Below are 15962 nucleotides of genomic sequence, written 5' to 3' on the forward strand. Positions count from 1 at the left end.
GCGGGGGCGGGTGGGCTTGTTCCGGTCCCGCGGGCGCAGGTCCTGGTCACCGTCCCGGTCCTGGCCCTGCTCGGCGCCACCGACGAACCGGCCGTCCTGGACGGGCACGGGCCGATCCCGCCCTCGATGGCCCGCCGCCTCATCGCCGAGGGCGCCGGTTCCTTCCACCGCGTCCTGACCGACCCCCGGGACGGCGCCCCGCTCGAAATCGGCCGGACCAGCTACCGGCTCACGGCGGCCCAGCGCCACTGGCTCCGGCTCCGCGACGGCCGGTGCCCGTTCCCCGGCTGCAGCAACCACTCCCTGGACAACGAGGCAGACCACCTCCTGGCCTGGGCCGACGGCGGCACCACCGGGATCTCGAACCTCGGCCAGCCCTGCCCGAAACACCACCGGCTTAAACACGCCTCCGCCTGGACACCGTCCCGGGCCAGCAAAGACCACCCGCCGGGCTGGACCTCCCCGTCCGGACGCTACTATCCCAGCGAACATCAGGACTGGGACCCACCCCACTGGCCCGAAGACTGGGACCCACCCCGCTGGCCCGAAGACTGGGACCCACCCCGCTGGCCCGAAGACTGGCTGCCCCACATCCCGGCCACGGACGAACCCGGCCCGGAACCCGACCCCGATCAAGGCCAGCCCGCGGATCCGGGCCCAGGCCTGCCCCCGGACCCCTTCCCGGACTGGCACCAATTCACCGCCGGACACCAATTGCCCGACACAGTGCCGGAATACCGCCTGCTGCAACCCATCTGAACGGCCAACCGTCAATGTCCGGGCCATCAGCCTGCCGTCGGCAGGCCCTGTCCGCCACACCCGCGCAGGACTACGATTTTGCCTGTTGACCAAGTACCCGTGACCAGCACAGGCGGGGGCAAATGCGGAGTGAGGAAAACGCTGTGACCGGAACGACGATGGTGAGTGGACCGCACTGGCGGCGTGTAGTGGCAGCCCTCGCTAACACGGACGCTCGGACCGCCTACGCGCAGATAGTGCTCGGCGCCAAGCTCCCCGACGTGCTTGCTGACCTGAATGACCACCGGCGAAACCGGGCTATCGCTGCCCTCCTTGAGTCAGGACTCGTGGAAAGCAATGCCGCCAGTGACCTTGAGGCACCCGAGGCGATCTTCCGCGACCTCCTCACACAGCAACCCCGGCGGCAGCCGCAGACCGGATTGGCCCGCTTCATGCGCTTGGGGCGGATCGAGAGGTATCCAGCCAACATGACGGAACGGCGGGAGCTCCTGGCCTGGATCGTCAGCGAAGCCTTTGAGCCGGGCGAACACCTAACGGAAAAGCAGGTTAATGAACGACTGCTCAGTTATACCGATGACGTCGTCATGCTGCGCCGCTACATGATCGACTTCGGACTACTGGAACGGACGGCCTCGGGTTCCTCATACTCCCGGCAGGCATGACGCGGGCTCCATGCGGGCATTACGTGGGCTTTGAACTCGACGCTCTCATAGCGCCCAAACCTGCCCGAGAGCCAACATTGGCACCCACGGGATGTCGCGGTTTCTTGTGCCACCGCGAGTCCAGTATGATTCTCAGCGGTCAGCCCGCGCCCTGGCCCTCGCGGGCCACTTCTTCCAGAATCCTGGCTGTCGGCGCTGCCGTCATTAGCTGCCCGATCACCTCGGGTTTGTCCCACACCTGGCTGCGCAACTTATCCAGAAAGCCGGTCGCGGCGTCCCTGGTGTCGAAGTCAAGGAGCACGGCCACGCTGTTCTGGTCCTCCGTATCCCTGAACAGGCGGACAGACCGGGCGCCGGAGGCGGCTCGGCCTGCGGGATCGCTGTCGAAGACCTTCTTAAAGGCCTCGTAGTCCCGGACCGGATAGCTAATCTGCAGGGTGAACATCGTCGTTCCTTTCCCTCGGGCTATGTCAGGACCACGATAGGCCGTCCAGCGTCATCCCGGTAGGGCCGGAGAGCGAGTTTGATCCGGTGCTGCGCCGCCCTCCTTACAAGCAATCCCTGGGTATCAGTTCAAGTGGGCGCCCGACAGGAGCGGGTGTTCCACGGGTCCCCTGTTACCGGCGCCTTTGACCCGGTCGGTGACATTAGGCAGCACAGTCGCTACGTTGAAGACCGGACACTAGTGCCCTGGGCTCGGGCGCCGAAAGAAGGACTGAGTGGACAGTGATGCTGGTACGTGGTTTCTGAGCCGCGCTGAGCGGGGGAATTTGGCCACAGACGTACACGCGGGCGGTGCCGGATCGCCGCCGTGGTCGGAGGGCAATCTTGTGCGGCCCCTGATTCATGGAGCGACCTACTTCGCCCGGCTGCATGAGGAGTTGACGGCTCTGCAGGCCGGGGACCGCGTGTGGTTCACCGACTGGCGTGGCGACGCCGACGAGCGGCTGCTGGCGGACGGACCGTCGATCGGTGAGGTGCTCGCTGGCTTGGCCCGTGAGGGAGTGGAAGTGCGGGGCCTTGTCTGGAGATCCCATGGAGAGCGCGTGTCGGCCCCGATCAGCGGCCGATCCAATGAGCTCCTAAGCCGTCAGGTCAACGACGCGGGCGGAGAGGTGCTGCTGGATCAGCGTGTACGCCTGTTTGGCTCCCATCACCAAAAAATCTTCGTCATCCGCCGTCGTGACAACCCGTCGCGGGATGTCGCGTTCGTTGGCGGGATCGACCTTTCGCACAGCCGTCGGGACGATGTCGATCACGCGGGCGACCCGCAAGCCGTGAGCATGGATTCCCGGTACGGGAAACGACCGCCATGGCACGATGCCGCCCTCGAACTGCGTGGCCCCGTGGTCGCAGATGTCCTGGCAGTATTTGCTGAACGGTGGAACGACCCCCATCCTCTGGACCGGCCCACCCCCTACCGGATGCTGCTGCAACGTCTGGCCCGCATGCCCCGGCACCCCGAACCGCTCCCGGCCACTGCACCGCCACCGCCACCGGCGGGTCCTCATTCCGTGCAGCTGCTGCGCACCTACGGGGTGAAACGTCCCCCGTTTCCGTTCGCGCCTGTTGGGGAGCGCAGCATTGCCCGCGCCTACACGAAAGCCTTCGCCCGCGCCCGCTCGCTGATCTACGTCGAGGATCAGTACCTGTGGTCGAAAGAGGTCGCAGCCGGAATCGCGGAGGCCCTCGACCGGAATCCCGACCTGAACGTGATCGCCGTTGTACCCCGTTACCCCGACGCTGACGGGCCTCTCGCAGGGCCGGCGGCCCGGATCGGGCAACTGCGTGCCATCAGCATGCTACGTCGGGTCGCGCCCGACAGGGTCGGCGTGTTCGACCTGGAGAACCGTGCGGGAACTCCGATCTATGTCCACGCCAAGATCTGCATCATCGACGACATCTGGTTCACCTGCGGCTCAGACAACTTCAACCGCCGGTCCTGGACCAACGACAGCGAGCTCACGTGCGCCGTACTCGACACGACTGTCGACAACCGGGAGGCGCCCGGCGCAGACAACCGCCACGACGCTTCCCGGCCGTTGGCCCACGGGCTCCGGCTCCAACTCTGGGGAGAACACCTGGGGCTGGACCAGAACGATCCCCGGCTCGTCGACCCGGCGGCCGGGCTCAAACTTTGGAACACCACCGCAGACGCTCTCGACCAATGGCATGAAGCCGGCCGCCGCTCCCCCCGACCCGCCGGACACGCGCGCAACCACACTCCAGAGCCGGTGTCGGCCCGCCAACGCCTCTGGGCCGATCCGATGAACCGCCTCCTCATGGACCCAGACGGCCGCCCCCGCCGGCTGCGCGGCACTACCCAGTTCTAGGCAAGACGCTGACGGCCGCGAACCAGCAGAACGCCTGAACGACTCCGGGGACTGTAGCCCCGATACGCCGCCGCGTCTCCGCCTCAGCCTTCGTGCATCCCAGGCAGACGACGGCGAGCACCACGCCGCAGCGGCAGTCCTCCTCGACGTCGTGACTTCTGTACTCAACGGCTATAACCTGACCGGCGACGATCCGGTCCAAATTGAACCGCGTTCTCCGCCTCATGGATGTGCAGAGCTTGAAGATTTCAATCTTAGGGAGGAGCTGCCGATGTCCACGCTGAGCAAGGCTGCGCCAGACGTACTCCAGCGCTACTACCGGATCCTGGCCGCCGGCATAGATGCGTTCGACCCCGACGGCGAGCTGCGCACTTTGCTCGTCGACGACCTCGAATTTGAAGGCCCGATCGCAGGGAAGCGCACAGGGGCCGCCGGGTTCTGCCAAGGCGTAAAAGGCTTCATCGCCACGGTGTCGGACCTCGAGATCCTCCAAGAGGTCCACGGCGCAGATGGCTCCGCGATACTCTACGACGCCCGCATGCCGGCAGGGATTGTCCGGCTCGCAGAGTTCTTCCGCTTCGACAACGGCAAGATCTCGTCACTCCGGATCCACTACGATCCCGCCGACTACGTACGACAAGGCGGCCGCTGATCTTCGGTTGCCCGCTCAGCATCGCCAGCCGGCCGGCGTCGCGAAATGATTCAGTCTAAATCCGTCCGCGGCGTCCCGACAGACCCCGGCAATTGCCCCGTTGCGATGGAACGGCGCCGCCGGGGAAGCACCCGGCGGACAACCACCTCGGAACTGTCACCACTCCTGCGCCATTGCTCTCCCCGGCCACTACGCGTATGAGAGAAGCATGGGTTCGCAACGAGATGTCCTCCGCGGTCGCGTGGCAGTCGTGACTGGCTCGACGCGCGGCCTGGGGTTGGCCATGGCCCGGTTGCTGGGGCATCAGGGGGCGACGGTGGTGCTGGCGTCCAGGTCGGACGCCGACGTCGCGGCCGCCGTCGAGCGGCTGCACGCGGAAGGGATCGTGGCATCCGGGCGTCACTGCGACACCGGTGAACTGGCCGACGTCGAGGCCCTGCGCGACGAGGCCCTTAGCCGCGGGACGCTCGACATCTGGGTCAACAACGCCGGAGCTTCCGGCGTCTTCGGGCCGACGGCCTCCACGCCGGTCGAGGACTTCACGCAAGTGGTGCGCACGAACATCCTCGGCACGTTCCACGGGTCGAGGGTGGCGTTGCCGGTGTTCATCGGCCAAGGTCGCGGCGACCTCGTCAACGTGTACGGCCACGGCGACCAGGGGCCGGTGGCGCTGCAGAACGCGTACGCGTCCAGCAAGCGTTGGGTCCGCCAGTTCACCGAGACGTTGCGGGTGGAGACCAAGGGCACCGGCGTCCGGGTGCACGGCATGAATCCGGGCCTGGTGATCACGGACATGCTGGGGCACGTCACGTCCCAGCCCGGGTACGAGCATCGACTGGGCGGGCTGCAGGTCGTCGTCGGGCTGTGGGGGCAGACCCCTGACGACGCCGCGCGGCCGCTGCTGGACCTGGTAACGTCGGACGCCGCCGAGTTCCGGTATCTGACCAAGACGACCATGGTGACCCGCGGCGTGCGCAACGTGCTGGCCGGACGCCTCCGTCGCGCCAAGCGCATGCCCCTGGACGTCACCGTCCTGGACACGAACCGCCAGGGCTGAACGGGTCCGTGTAAAAAGCGGTTCCGCAGCCACTCCCCCCTCCGCTAGACCGTCCGTCAGCACCGTCCGTCAGCCCATGCGAAGACTTAGTAGGTATAGAAACCCTCGCCCGTCTCGACGCCGAGCTTGCCCTGGTCGATGTAGTTGTCCTTGAGGTACCGAGCGAAGGCCTGAGATCCGGGGTCTGGCGATGAGGCGGCAATGTTGTAGGCGGTTCCCAGCCCGACGACGTCGTAGATCTGGAACGGACCGCTCGGCGCTCCGGTGGCAATGCGCCACGTCTTGTCGATCGTTTCCGGGCTGGCGACGCCTTGCAGCAGCAGGCCGGCGGCCGCGTTCAGGAGCGGAACCAGCAGGGAGTTCAGCACGTAGCCGGCCTTCTCCTTCCTGATCTGGATTGGCTCCAGCCCGCTGTTTCGCGCGAAGTCGACGACGGCGTCGAAGACTGCGGGATCGGTTTCGGCGGTGCCCATCACCTCGGCGATGTTCTGCGCCCAGATGTTGTTGGCGTAATGGATGGCGAGGAAGCGGTCGGGGCGGCCGGTGGAATCTTTAAGATCACTGGGCAGCAAAGTTGATGAGTTCGTGGCGAAGATGGTCTTGGCGGGGGCCAGATCTGCGAGCGTGCGGTAGACGTCCCGCTTCACCTCGAGCAGCTCAGGAACGGCCTCGATCACGAGGTCTGCATCGGCGACGGCGTCCCCGAGGTTGGCGGTGAGGCGGAGGTTTTCAAGAGCTGCCTCGGCTTTGCTCTCTCCGGCACCGCCGACGTTGGCCGCCCGGTAGATGCCGACAAGCCGGGCGAAGCGCGCCCGGGCCTTCTCCAGGGCGTCGCCGTCGACGTCGTAGGCGGTGACAGCGAATCCGTGGAAGGCGGCCTGATAGGCGATCTGGGAACCGAGCACTCCGGTGCCGAGCACGGTCAGGGTCTTGATCTGGTGGGGCATGCGGGTTCTTCCTTTCCACCCGGCGCTAGGAACGGCCGGGGTTGACGGACCCGTAGATACTGCGGATCCAGATGGTGGATAACACGTCCAGGGCATGGGACTCCGCGATCGCGGGAATCTCCCGGTTGAGGACGGCGGTGATCACCCGCTCGTTCATGAGATTGAGGCTCACGGCCAGGTCATGGGCGTCGATGCCGTCCGGCGCAGCCCCTCGGGCTTGCTCGGACGCGATGACATCGCTCGAGAAATCGACCCAGGACTGCATCGATTTGGACCAGAGGGCGCGCACCTCGTCGTTGCGGGCCCGCGCTGCAATCGCCGCGGTGGCGACGCCGCGATGGGCCACGAACACCTCAACGAACATGCCAATGGAGCGCGTCCAGGCTCCCGCGGGGTCACTTTCGAAATTTCGCGGCAACTCGCTGACCCGGTGTTCCACCTCGGAGATCACCCGGTCCAGAAGGGCCAGCAGCATCTCATCCTTGGACGAGAAGTAGAAGTAGAAGGTGGGGCGCGAGATGCCGGCGCCGCGGGCCAGCTCCTCGATCGAAACGTCGTCGAAGGACCGCTCGCCAAGGAGCGCCTCGGCGGTGGTGAGGATCGCGTCCTGGCGTTCATCCCCCGAGACCCGTGCTGTACGTCTTCCACGTGGAGCCATGCGCCCATCCTAACGCGAGGTATCAACACGGTGTTGACTCTCTCGACTTTAAGTCGATAGCGTGGCGTGATGAGCGCGCACGTGGATGTGTTGATTGTCGGAGCCGGGCTGAGCGGCATAGGTTTCGCGAGCCGGCTGAAACGCGAAACACCAGGGAAGACCTTCGCGATCCTGGAGTCCCGGGGCACGGTGGGCGGCACCTGGGATCTCTTCCGATACCCGGGCGTCCGCTCCGACAGCGACATGTACACGCTCGGCTATTCCTTCCGGCCCTGGGCCGGTGCCAAGGCGATCGCCGACGGCGATGCGATCCGCGACTACATCGAGGCGACCATTGCGGACGAGGGCCTGTCCCCGCAGATCCGGCTGAACACCCGGGTGGTCTCTGCCGGCTGGTCCAGCGACACCGCGCTGTGGACGGTGACGGCCGTCCGCACCTCCGAGGGCGAATACCGGCACGGCGACCCGGGACCCGGCACCGCCGAGGCGGCCACGTTCACATGCTCTTTCCTGTCTGTGTGCTCGGGCTATTACCGCTATGACGAGGGGTTTACCCCTGCCATTGAGGGCGCCGACACCTTCGCCGGATCGATCGTCCACCCGCAGCACTGGCCGGCCGACCTCGATTACGAGGGCAAGCAGGTGGTGATCATCGGCAGCGGGGCCACCGCGGTGACACTTGTGCCGTCCATGGCGAAGTCAGCCGCGAAGGTGACGATGCTGCAGCGCTCCCCCACGTACATCGCCCCCGTGCCGTCCCGCGACCACCTGGCCGACCGCCTCCGGGGCAAGCTGCCCGCGCAACTGGCGTACGACGTCGTTCGGGTCAAGAACATTCTCTTTTCGATGGTCACGTACCAGCTCAGCCGACGGCGGCCGGAGACCATGAAGGCGATCCTGCGCAAGTCGGCGGTCGCCAAGCTGCCGCAGGGCTTTGCGGTGGACACGCACCTGGCGCCGTCGTATCAGCCGTGGGACCAGCGGGTCTGCGCGATCCCCAACGGGGACCTCTACCGCGCGATCAGCGCAGGCACTGCCGACATCGTGACCGACAGGATCTCCCGGATCACGCCGGACGGGATTGACCTGGTCTCGGGCGGGTCGATCCCGGCCGACGTCATCGTCACGGCGACGGGATTGAATCTGCTGGTGATTGGCGGGATGACGCTCACTGTCGATGGCGAGCCCGTGGACGTGGGCAAGACCCTGACCTACAAAGGCATGATGCTCGACGGCGTGCCCAACTTTGCGCTCACCATCGGGTACACCAATGCATCGTGGACCCTGAAGGCGGATCTGGTCGCAGGCTACGTCTGCCGGCTGCTGAAGCATCTTGACCGGCGGGGACTGCATTGGGTGGTGCCCGCGGCGCCTGCCGAAGTCGCCAACGGTGAGCTGTCCTCCCTGATTGACCTGAAGGCCGGCTACATTTTCCGCGGGGCCGATCAGCTGCCGCGGCAGGGTGCCGGTTCACCGTGGCGGCTGCACCAGAACTACTTCCGAGACTTTGCCCTCCTGAGGGCCGGCAGGTTGACCGACCGGGTCCGTTTCGGTCGGCGCGGACAACAGGTGCGGGCGTCCGGTGGGGCGCCATGTGTGCGCCGGGATCCCCTGGCGCTCCCGGGAACGGGATACGTCGACGTCGCAGGCACGCGGTTGCGCTACCGGAAGACCGGCAGCGGCGACCCGGTGCTGGTCCTGCACGGGATCGGCCAGAGCCTGGAGGACTGGAACGGGCAGCACGAGCGGCTCTCGGCACGCCACGCCGTTTACAGCGTGGACCTGCCCGGATTTGCTTACTCGGAACGGCTTTCCGGGCCGGCGACGTTGGCGAAGCTGGCCGACGTCCTACCGGCTTTCCTCGACGCCGTCGGGGTGCACGAGCCGCTCCCCGTGATGGGAAACTCGCTGGGCGGGGCCGTCGCCATGAAACTGGCTGCCGAACACCCGGACCGTGTTTCGGCGCTGGTTCTTGCGAACAGTGCCGGGTTTGGCAAGGAGGTTGCGCTGGTATTGCGTCTGCTTGCAGTCGGGCCGCTCGCGGCGTTGCTGCTGCGTCCGGATCCAGTGGCTTCGCGCCGCACCGTCCAGTCGATCTTCTACGACAAAGCACTGGTGACCGACGCCCGCATTGACCACGCGTTCGCTTTGTCGCAGCGGGCGTCCCACCGCCAAACCCTCCTCGACGTCGCCCGCGACCTCGGAACCATCTTTGGCGTCAGGGCCGGGTGGCGGAGAGCCCTCCTCGGGGCGTTGGCGCAATCGGAGACTCCCACGCTCGTGGTCTGGGGCGACCACGACCACATCCTCCCGTTCAGCCACCTCGAGGCGGCAGTGGCAGCGTTGCCACACGCCGAGTCGTACACATTCTCGAAGACGGGGCACATGCCGCAGATCGAACGGCCCGACGAGTTCGCCGCGGTGGTGGAGGACTTCCTGTCACGGGTGCCAGCGGGGAGGCAGGCGGCGGCCATCTGAGGCGTGTGGGCGATCGGAAGGCATAAATAACTTGCCCTGGCTGTAATTACTGGCAGCGTCCCGGAAACTTTGCTTTCAAGCGGGACATTCGGCCCGCCGTCATAAGAATTGGGGGCTACACAATGCATTCACATCGCGCCAGACTCTTCACTGCCGTCACCATCGCAGGTTCTTCCATCGGCCTCGCCCTTGCCGGCTGTGGGCCACAGCCAGGGGCTCCGGCCGCCGCTTCGAGCCTTGCCGTGAGTACCATGGCAGACCGCACGGCGACGTTAACTTTCCCACCTGCTTCCACTGCAGGACCGACGGTGCCTGCCGCCAGGGCGGTACCGGCGTCGGAGGTTCCCGCCTCAGCGGCCAAGCACGGGTCTGCCGCGCTGAAGACCTTCACGTTCCCGGACGGACACATCTCCTTCGCCTATCCGGAGACGTGGACCGTGCGAACCGTGCACCCGACCGCCGGCCTCCCCGGCGTTGAGGTCACCGTTGCTGACGGTGCGGGAAACGATCTGCTCTTCCTGGCCAACGGCGTCACTGCAGGGTGCACTGGCGGTCCCGTGACGCGTCACGTGTTCGATCACAAGGCAGTTTCCGGTATGACGGCGCCGGACGGCAAGAAGCCCGTCTTCGGATTCGCTGTGGAATCCTTTGGTGATGGCGATGCCTACTTCATGGGGCTAACTGATCCCCGGTCGCTGAAGGAGGGCGAGGGCGTCGCATCCTGGTGCAATCTCGTCTCCACCGCCAACGGCGGACTGTTCACCCGGGTCCTGTTCGGCGACCCGGGGTTCCCGAACAGGGAGGCCGCGAAAGCCTGGATGGCGACAAACCAATACACCCAACTCAAAGCACTGCTGGTCAGCCTGAGCTACACCTGACCGTCGGACCGAGGAGCGCGGCCGCTCGTACCCACGCAGGTGCGGGCGGCCCGATCACGGTCGACGCATGAGATAGTCGACCGCCACGCTGGATTCCTCGCTGGCGGCGGGGCGTTGCTTATGGGGGACTTCAACAGCAACACGGTCTGGGATAGGCATCATCCAACGAGGAACCACAGCATGCTGGTCGAAAAGCTTGCTGGGCTTGGACTCAGCAGCACGAGGAGCTTGGCAGGGCAACAGTCCCGGGGCTTAGTTCCGACCAGCCCCGCAGGCTCATCAATACTCCACAGGTCTAAAATAGAGGCGTTCCCCCAGGATCCCTGCAGGAGGCATGCCATGGACTTCGACACCGTCCTCGAGCAATACCACGAGGCATTGGACACCTTCGCCAGAGGCGACGCCGGGCACATCAAACAGTTGTACTCCCACAGTAATGACATCGTCCTCGCGAACCCGTTCGGCCCTGCTGCCCAAGGCTGGGCCGATGTTGAAGAGCGAACGGACTTCGCAGTAGCGCACTTCCGCGACGGGGAGTGCAGGTCATTCGAAGGCCTGTACCGCCTGGTGTCGGCCGACACAGCCGTCATCCACGAAGTCGAACACTGGAAGGCCAAGGTTTCGGGGCGGACGGAAGCACGTCCGTTGACCCTCCGGGTCACAACGGTCTTCCGGAGGGAAGACGGAGCCTGGCATGTTGTGCTCCGGCACGCGGACCCGATCAGCAGCCCAGACGAGGACGGGCCGCTCCGGGGCGGGACCACCTAGTCAAATGGCCGGAAAGCGGGCCGCAGCCGCGCTGGTTCTACCGCTTCCGCCTGAACATTCACGCCGCGGATTCAACAAGTGTCCGGTCGAATTTAACATCACAGGAGAGGGGAGGGTCGGCCAGCGGGCCCTGCCGACAATGTCGGCGTGTATGTGCGCAAAGAACTCAACCGGACCCAGACCTCACAGTTGGCCAACTGCATCGAGCAGCAGTTGGCCAACTACCGTGAAACGTGGCCACGTAAGTCGGGAAATGGCCACGTAGCGTGGAACGTCACATCACACACAGGACCAAAAGACCGTTTAGTTTGTCCAGGGACCTTTTAGCTCGTCCAAAGGACCAAATAGCCTGTCTAACTAAATGAGACTAGAAGTCCCAGTCGTCATCCTCAGTATTGACAGCCTTGCCGATCACATACGACGAACCCGAACCCGAGAAGAAGTCGTGGTTCTCGTCAGCGTTCGGCGACAGGGCCGACAGGATCGCCGGGTTCACGTCGGTGACGGAAGCCGGGAACATGGCCTCGTAGCCCAGGTTCATGAGTGCCTTGTTGGCGTTGTAGTGCAGGAACTTCTTGACGTCCTCGGCCAGGCCGACGGAGTCGTAGAGGTCGTGCGTGTACTGGACCTCGTTCTCGTACAGCTCGAAGAGCAGCTCGAAGGTGTAGTCCTTGATTTCCTGCCGGCGCTCCTCGGAGACCTTCTCCAGGCCCTTCTGGAACTTGTAGCCGATGTAGTAACCGTGGACGGCCTCGTCGCGGATGATCAGGCGGATCAGGTCTGCCGTGTTCGTCAGCTTGGCCCGCGAGGACCAGTACATCGGCAGGTAGAAGCCGGAGTAGAACAGGAAGCTCTCCAGCAGCGTGGAGGCCACCTTGCGCTTGAGGGGGTCGTCGCCCTGGTAGTAGTCCATGACGATCTGTGCCTTCTTCTGAAGGTTCTCGTTCTCGGTGGACCAGCGGAACGCCTCGTCGATCTCCTTGGTGGAGGCCAGCGTGGAGAAGATGGAGGAGTAGCTCTTGGCGTGCACGGACTCCATGAACGCGATGTTCGTGTAGACAGCCTCTTCATGCGGGGTGAGGGCGTCCGGAATCAGCGAGACGGCGCCGACGGTGCCCTGGATGGTGTCCAGCAGGGTCAGGCCCGTGAACACGCGCATGGTGAGCTGCTGCTCGTCCGGGGTCAGCGTCGCCCACGACTGGACGTCGTTGGACAGCGGCACCTTTTCCGGCAGCCAGAAGTTGTTGACCAGGCGGTTCCAGACATCCACGTCCTTGTCGTCCTGGATGCGGTTCCAGTTGATCGCCTCGACGTGGCTAAGCAGCTTGACCTTTTCGGTCATGTCATCCCCTAAAGGTTGGGTTTAGTTCTTAGTTAAAGCGTACGACGGCGGGCGGACGCCCGCCGTCGTACTGTCACGATTTAGTTGAAGCTACAACATGCAGCTGACACAGCCCTCTACCTCGGTCCCTTCCAGCGCGAGCTGGCGGAGACGGATGTAGTAGATGGTCTTGATGCCCTTCTTCCAGGCGTAGATCTGGGCCTTGTTGATGTCGCGCGTGGTGGCGGTGTCCTTGAAGAACAGCGTCAGGGACAGGCCCTGGTCCACGTGCTGCGTGGCGGCGGCGTAGGTGTCGATGACCTTCTCGTAGCCGATCTCGTACGCGTCCTGGTAGTACTCCAGGTTGTCGTTCGTCAGGTACGGCGCCGGGTAGTACACGCGGCCCAGCTTGCCTTCCTTGCGGATCTCGATCTTGGACGCCACCGGGTGGATCGAGGAGGTGGAGTTGTTGATGTACGAGATCGAGCCGGTGGGCGGAACGGCCTGCAGGTTCTGGTTGTAGATGCCGTGCTCCATGACGGAGGCCTTCAGCTCGCGCCAGTCATCCTGGGTGGGGATGTGGATGTTCTTGAACAGCTCGGCGACCTTCTCGGTCTGCGGGACCCATTCCTGCTCGGTGTACTTGTCGAAGAACTCGCCGGAGGCGTACTTGGACTTCTCGAAGCCGCCGAAGGTCTGGCCGGTCTGGATGGCCAGCAGGTTGGAGGCGCGGACTGCGTGGAACACCACCGAGTAGAAGTAGATGTTGGTGAAGTCCAGGCCCTCTTCGGAACCGTAGTGGACCCGCTCGCGGGCCAGGTAGCCGTGCAGGTTCATCTGGCCGAGGCCGATCGCGTGGCTCTGGTCGTTGCCGCGGGCAATCGAGGGCACCGAGGTGATGTTGGACATGTCCGAGACGGCCGAGAGGGACCGGATGGCCGTCTCGATGGTCAGGCCGAAGTCCGGCGAGTCCATGGTCTTGGCGATGTTCAGCGAACCCAGGTTGCAGGAGATGTCCTTGCCGGTCTGGTCGTAGGACAGGTCATCGTGGTACGTGGTGGGCTGGGAGACCTGGAGGATCTCCGAGCACAGGTTGGACATGATGATCTTGCCGTCGATCGGGTTTTCCCGGTTCACGGTGTCCTCGAACATGATGTACGGGTAGCCGGATTCGAACTGGATCTCGGCGAGGGTCTGGAAGAACTCGCGCGCCTTGATCTTGGTCTTCTTGATCCGGGAATCGTCCACCATCTCGTAGTACTTCTCGGTGACCGAGACGTCGGAGAACGGCATGCCGTAGACCTTTTCGACGTCGTACGGGGAGAACAGGTACATGTCCTCGTCCCGCTTGGCGAGCTCGAAGGTGATGTCCGGGATGACGACGCCGAGCGAGAGGGTCTTGATGCGGATCTTCTCGTCCGCGTTCTCGCGCTTCGTGTCCAGGAAGCGGTAAATGTCCGGGTGGTGCGCGTGCAGGTACACCGCACCGGCACCCTGGCGGGCACCGAGCTGGTTGGCGTAGGAGAAGCTGTCCTCGAGGAGCTTCATCACGGGGATGACGCCGGAGGACTGGTTCTCGATCTGCTTGATCGGCGCGCCGACCTCGCGGATGTTGGTCAGCGCGAAGGCCACGCCGCCGCCGCGCTTGGAGAGCTGCAGCGCGGAGTTGATGGACCGGCCAATCGACTCCATGTTGTCTTCGATGCGGAGCAGGAAGCAGGAGACCAGCTCGCCGCGCTGGCGCTTGCCGGCGTTCAGGAACGTCGGGGTGGCCGGCTGGAAGCGGCCTTCGATGATCTCGTCCACCATCTGGGTGGCGAGCTTCTCGTCGCCGCGGGCCAGGTGCAGGGCCACCATGCAGACGCGGTCCTCGTAGCGCTCCAGGAAGCGCTTTCCGTCGAACGTCTTCAGCGTGTACGAGGTGTAGAACTTGAACGCGCCGAGGAAGGTCTCGAAGCGGAACTTCTTCTTGTACGCGCGGTTGTAGAGCTCGCGGATGAAGTTCATCGTGTACTGGTCGAGGGTTTCGCGCTCGTAGTACTCGTTCTTGACGAGGTAGTCGAGCTTTTCCTCGAGGTCGTGGAAGAACACGGTGTTGTTGTTCACGTGCTGCAGGAAGTACTGGTGCGCGGCCTCGCGGTCGGCCTCGAACTGGATTTCCCCGTTGGGGCCGTAGAGGTTCAGCATGGCGTTCAGCTCGTGGTAGCCCAGGCCCTTGTAGGCGGCCGGCATCTCGTGCTTCTTCTCAACAGCGGCGGCGGCTGTGCCGGTGCCCGTGTGCAGGCCTGCGCCTTCAGTTACTGCTTTGTCTGCGACAGTCGTGTCCAAAACTCTTCCAATCCTTGTTGTACGCGGTTGACGTCTTCCGGCGTCCCCACGAGTTCGAAGCGATATAGGTGCGGGACCTTGCACTTGGCGGCGATGATGTCCCCTGCCATGCAGTAGTTGTCCCCGAAATTGGTGTTTCCTGCGCCGATCACTCCGCGGATCAGCTTCCGGTTACCCGGATCGTTCAAAAACCTGATGACCTGCTTTGGAACAGATCCCTCTCCCCCGGTGCCGCCATAGGTCGGGAGCAACAAAACGTAGGGCTCCCGGGCCACCAGCGGAGCGTCCCTCGGGTAAAGGGGGATCCTGGCGGCGTCGACGCCCAGCTTCGCAACGAAGCGTGCGGTGTTTTCGGAGGTGGAGGAAAAGTAGATGAGCCGGCAGTGCGTGGTGGTGGCCGGTGCTGCCGTGCTGACCGCTTCCCCGCCGTCAGCCGTGGCAGCCACCCGATCTTCAGTTGTTACAGCCACGGTGGTCACCTCATCTACCGTGAATTCTTGCCTGGTAGCGGCGTCCTGGGCTTTTCAGGCGACAGGGCGTTTCAGGCTACAGCGACGGCGGCAGCCTGCGCCAGTTCTTCGATCTTGTCCGGGCGGAAACCTGACCAGTGGTCCTGGTCGGTGACGACAACGGGGGCCTGCATGTAGCCCAGGGACTTCAGGCGCTCAAGGGCTTCCGCGTCCTGGGAAATGTCGACGCTCTGGTAGGCGATGCCCTTCTTGTCCAGCGCGCGGTAGGTCGCGTTGCACTGAACGCAGGCCGGCTTCGTGTAAACCGTAACGGTCATGGTCCTGTCCCCTTTGTTGAAGTCTTCTGTGGAGCGCAATCCCGGCTCCGGATGTCCCGCGCTGATGCTCTGCTGGAACTGTATGTCGATACTACATGTAGTGCAAGAGCCTCATGTGGACCCCAAGATGATGTATTACAAGTATGTCATTTAACCCACCTTTAATCCACAGGAGGGGGCCCTCCAAATGTCCGGATTTCCGCCATTTTGGCGGACGAAATCCACACCCTGTGGAGTAGTTAGCCACATTAATCACGCCCGCGTGTCGCACCGCAGACGGCGTGTCGCGCGCCGCCGCGGGGACCCGGATTGGTGGCGCCGGCCACTACATCTG

15 protein-coding genes are annotated in these 15962 nt (G+C 64.4%); 8 read left to right on the forward strand and 7 right to left on the reverse strand.

Features of this window, described 5'->3' with window-relative positions:
• Together AC1DGD_RS11595 and AC1DGD_RS11600 are read left to right on the forward strand one after the other, a co-directional pair.
• Positions 1-759, forward strand: a 759-nt coding sequence (locus AC1DGD_RS11595) for an HNH endonuclease signature motif containing protein (protein WP_476856883.1), incomplete at its 5' end; no start/stop codon positions are given.
• Positions 760-902: 143 nt separating this feature from the next.
• The gene (locus tag AC1DGD_RS11600) at positions 903-1421 is read left to right on the forward strand and encodes a DUF2087 domain-containing protein (protein WP_476850094.1); all 519 of its coding nucleotides are present in this window, start codon (positions 903-905) and stop codon (positions 1419-1421) included.
• 139 nt (positions 1422-1560) lie between these two features.
• On the opposite strand, the gene AC1DGD_RS11605 is transcribed toward AC1DGD_RS11600, so the two are convergent.
• The gene (locus AC1DGD_RS11605; RefSeq protein ID WP_476856884.1) at positions 1561-1866 is read right to left on the reverse strand and encodes a hypothetical protein; all 306 of its coding nucleotides are present in this window, start codon (positions 1864-1866) and stop codon (positions 1561-1563) included.
• Between the two features lie 385 nt (positions 1867-2251).
• On the opposite strand from AC1DGD_RS11605, the gene AC1DGD_RS11610 reads away from it, so the two are divergent.
• The 3 genes from AC1DGD_RS11610 (at position 2252) to AC1DGD_RS11620 (ending at position 5463) form a co-directional block, all read left to right on the forward strand.
• Positions 2252-3754, forward strand: a complete 1503-nt coding sequence (locus AC1DGD_RS11610) for a phospholipase D family protein (RefSeq protein WP_476856885.1) — start codon at positions 2252-2254, stop codon at positions 3752-3754.
• Between the two features lie 271 nt (positions 3755-4025).
• Positions 4026-4406: a nuclear transport factor 2 family protein gene (locus AC1DGD_RS11615; RefSeq protein ID WP_476856886.1), complete on the forward strand. Its 381-nt coding sequence runs from the start codon at positions 4026-4028 to the stop codon at positions 4404-4406.
• A gap of 250 nt (positions 4407-4656) precedes the next feature.
• On the forward strand, positions 4657-5463 hold the full coding sequence (locus AC1DGD_RS11620; protein ID WP_476856887.1) for an SDR family oxidoreductase: 807 nt from the start codon (positions 4657-4659) through the stop codon (positions 5461-5463).
• Between the two features lie 86 nt (positions 5464-5549).
• On the opposite strand, the gene AC1DGD_RS11625 is transcribed toward AC1DGD_RS11620, so the two are convergent.
• Positions 5550-6410 (reverse strand): 3-hydroxyacyl-CoA dehydrogenase, encoded by an 861-nt coding sequence (locus tag AC1DGD_RS11625; RefSeq protein ID WP_476856888.1) that lies wholly within the window; start codon positions 6408-6410, stop codon positions 5550-5552.
• 25 nt (positions 6411-6435) lie between these two features.
• Positions 6436-7068 (reverse strand): TetR/AcrR family transcriptional regulator, encoded by a 633-nt coding sequence (locus AC1DGD_RS11630; protein WP_243177260.1) that lies wholly within the window; start codon positions 7066-7068, stop codon positions 6436-6438.
• A gap of 69 nt (positions 7069-7137) precedes the next feature.
• Between AC1DGD_RS11630 and AC1DGD_RS11635 the strand changes: the two genes are divergently transcribed.
• The 3 genes from AC1DGD_RS11635 to AC1DGD_RS11645 all read left to right on the forward strand — a co-directional run bounded on the left by AC1DGD_RS11635 (position 7138) and on the right by AC1DGD_RS11645 (position 11192).
• Positions 7138-9546 (forward strand): alpha/beta fold hydrolase, encoded by a 2409-nt coding sequence (locus AC1DGD_RS11635; protein WP_476856889.1) that lies wholly within the window; start codon positions 7138-7140, stop codon positions 9544-9546.
• Positions 9547-9854: 308 nt separating this feature from the next.
• Complete coding sequence (locus tag AC1DGD_RS11640) at positions 9855-10424, forward strand: hypothetical protein (RefSeq protein WP_476856890.1); 570 nt, start codon at positions 9855-9857, stop codon at positions 10422-10424.
• Between the two features lie 339 nt (positions 10425-10763).
• Positions 10764-11192 carry a YybH family protein gene (locus AC1DGD_RS11645; RefSeq protein WP_476856891.1) on the forward strand — a complete coding sequence of 143 codons (429 nt, stop codon included), beginning with the start codon at positions 10764-10766 and terminating at the stop codon, positions 11190-11192.
• A gap of 367 nt (positions 11193-11559) precedes the next feature.
• Here the strand turns inward: AC1DGD_RS11645 and nrdF are convergent, their stop codons facing one another.
• The 4 genes from nrdF to nrdH all read right to left on the reverse strand — a co-directional run bounded on the left by nrdF (position 11560) and on the right by nrdH (position 15628).
• A complete protein-coding gene (nrdF, locus tag AC1DGD_RS11650; protein ID WP_223916933.1) occupies positions 11560-12534 on the reverse strand; it encodes a class 1b ribonucleoside-diphosphate reductase subunit beta in 975 nt (324 codons plus the stop codon).
• Positions 12535-12624: 90 nt separating this feature from the next.
• Complete coding sequence (nrdE, locus tag AC1DGD_RS11655) at positions 12625-14745, reverse strand: class 1b ribonucleoside-diphosphate reductase subunit alpha (RefSeq protein ID WP_026537148.1); 2121 nt, start codon at positions 14743-14745, stop codon at positions 12625-12627.
• Between the two features lie 65 nt (positions 14746-14810).
• On the reverse strand, positions 14811-15215 hold the full coding sequence (gene nrdI, locus AC1DGD_RS11660; protein ID WP_476856949.1) for a class Ib ribonucleoside-diphosphate reductase assembly flavoprotein NrdI: 405 nt from the start codon (positions 15213-15215) through the stop codon (positions 14811-14813).
• A gap of 167 nt (positions 15216-15382) precedes the next feature.
• Positions 15383-15628: a glutaredoxin-like protein NrdH gene (gene nrdH / locus AC1DGD_RS11665; protein ID WP_018773329.1), complete on the reverse strand. Its 246-nt coding sequence runs from the start codon at positions 15626-15628 to the stop codon at positions 15383-15385.
• Positions 15629-15962 lie beyond the last annotated feature (334 nt).

It is taken from the genome of Arthrobacter sp. 05T45, from assembly GCF_056395875.1.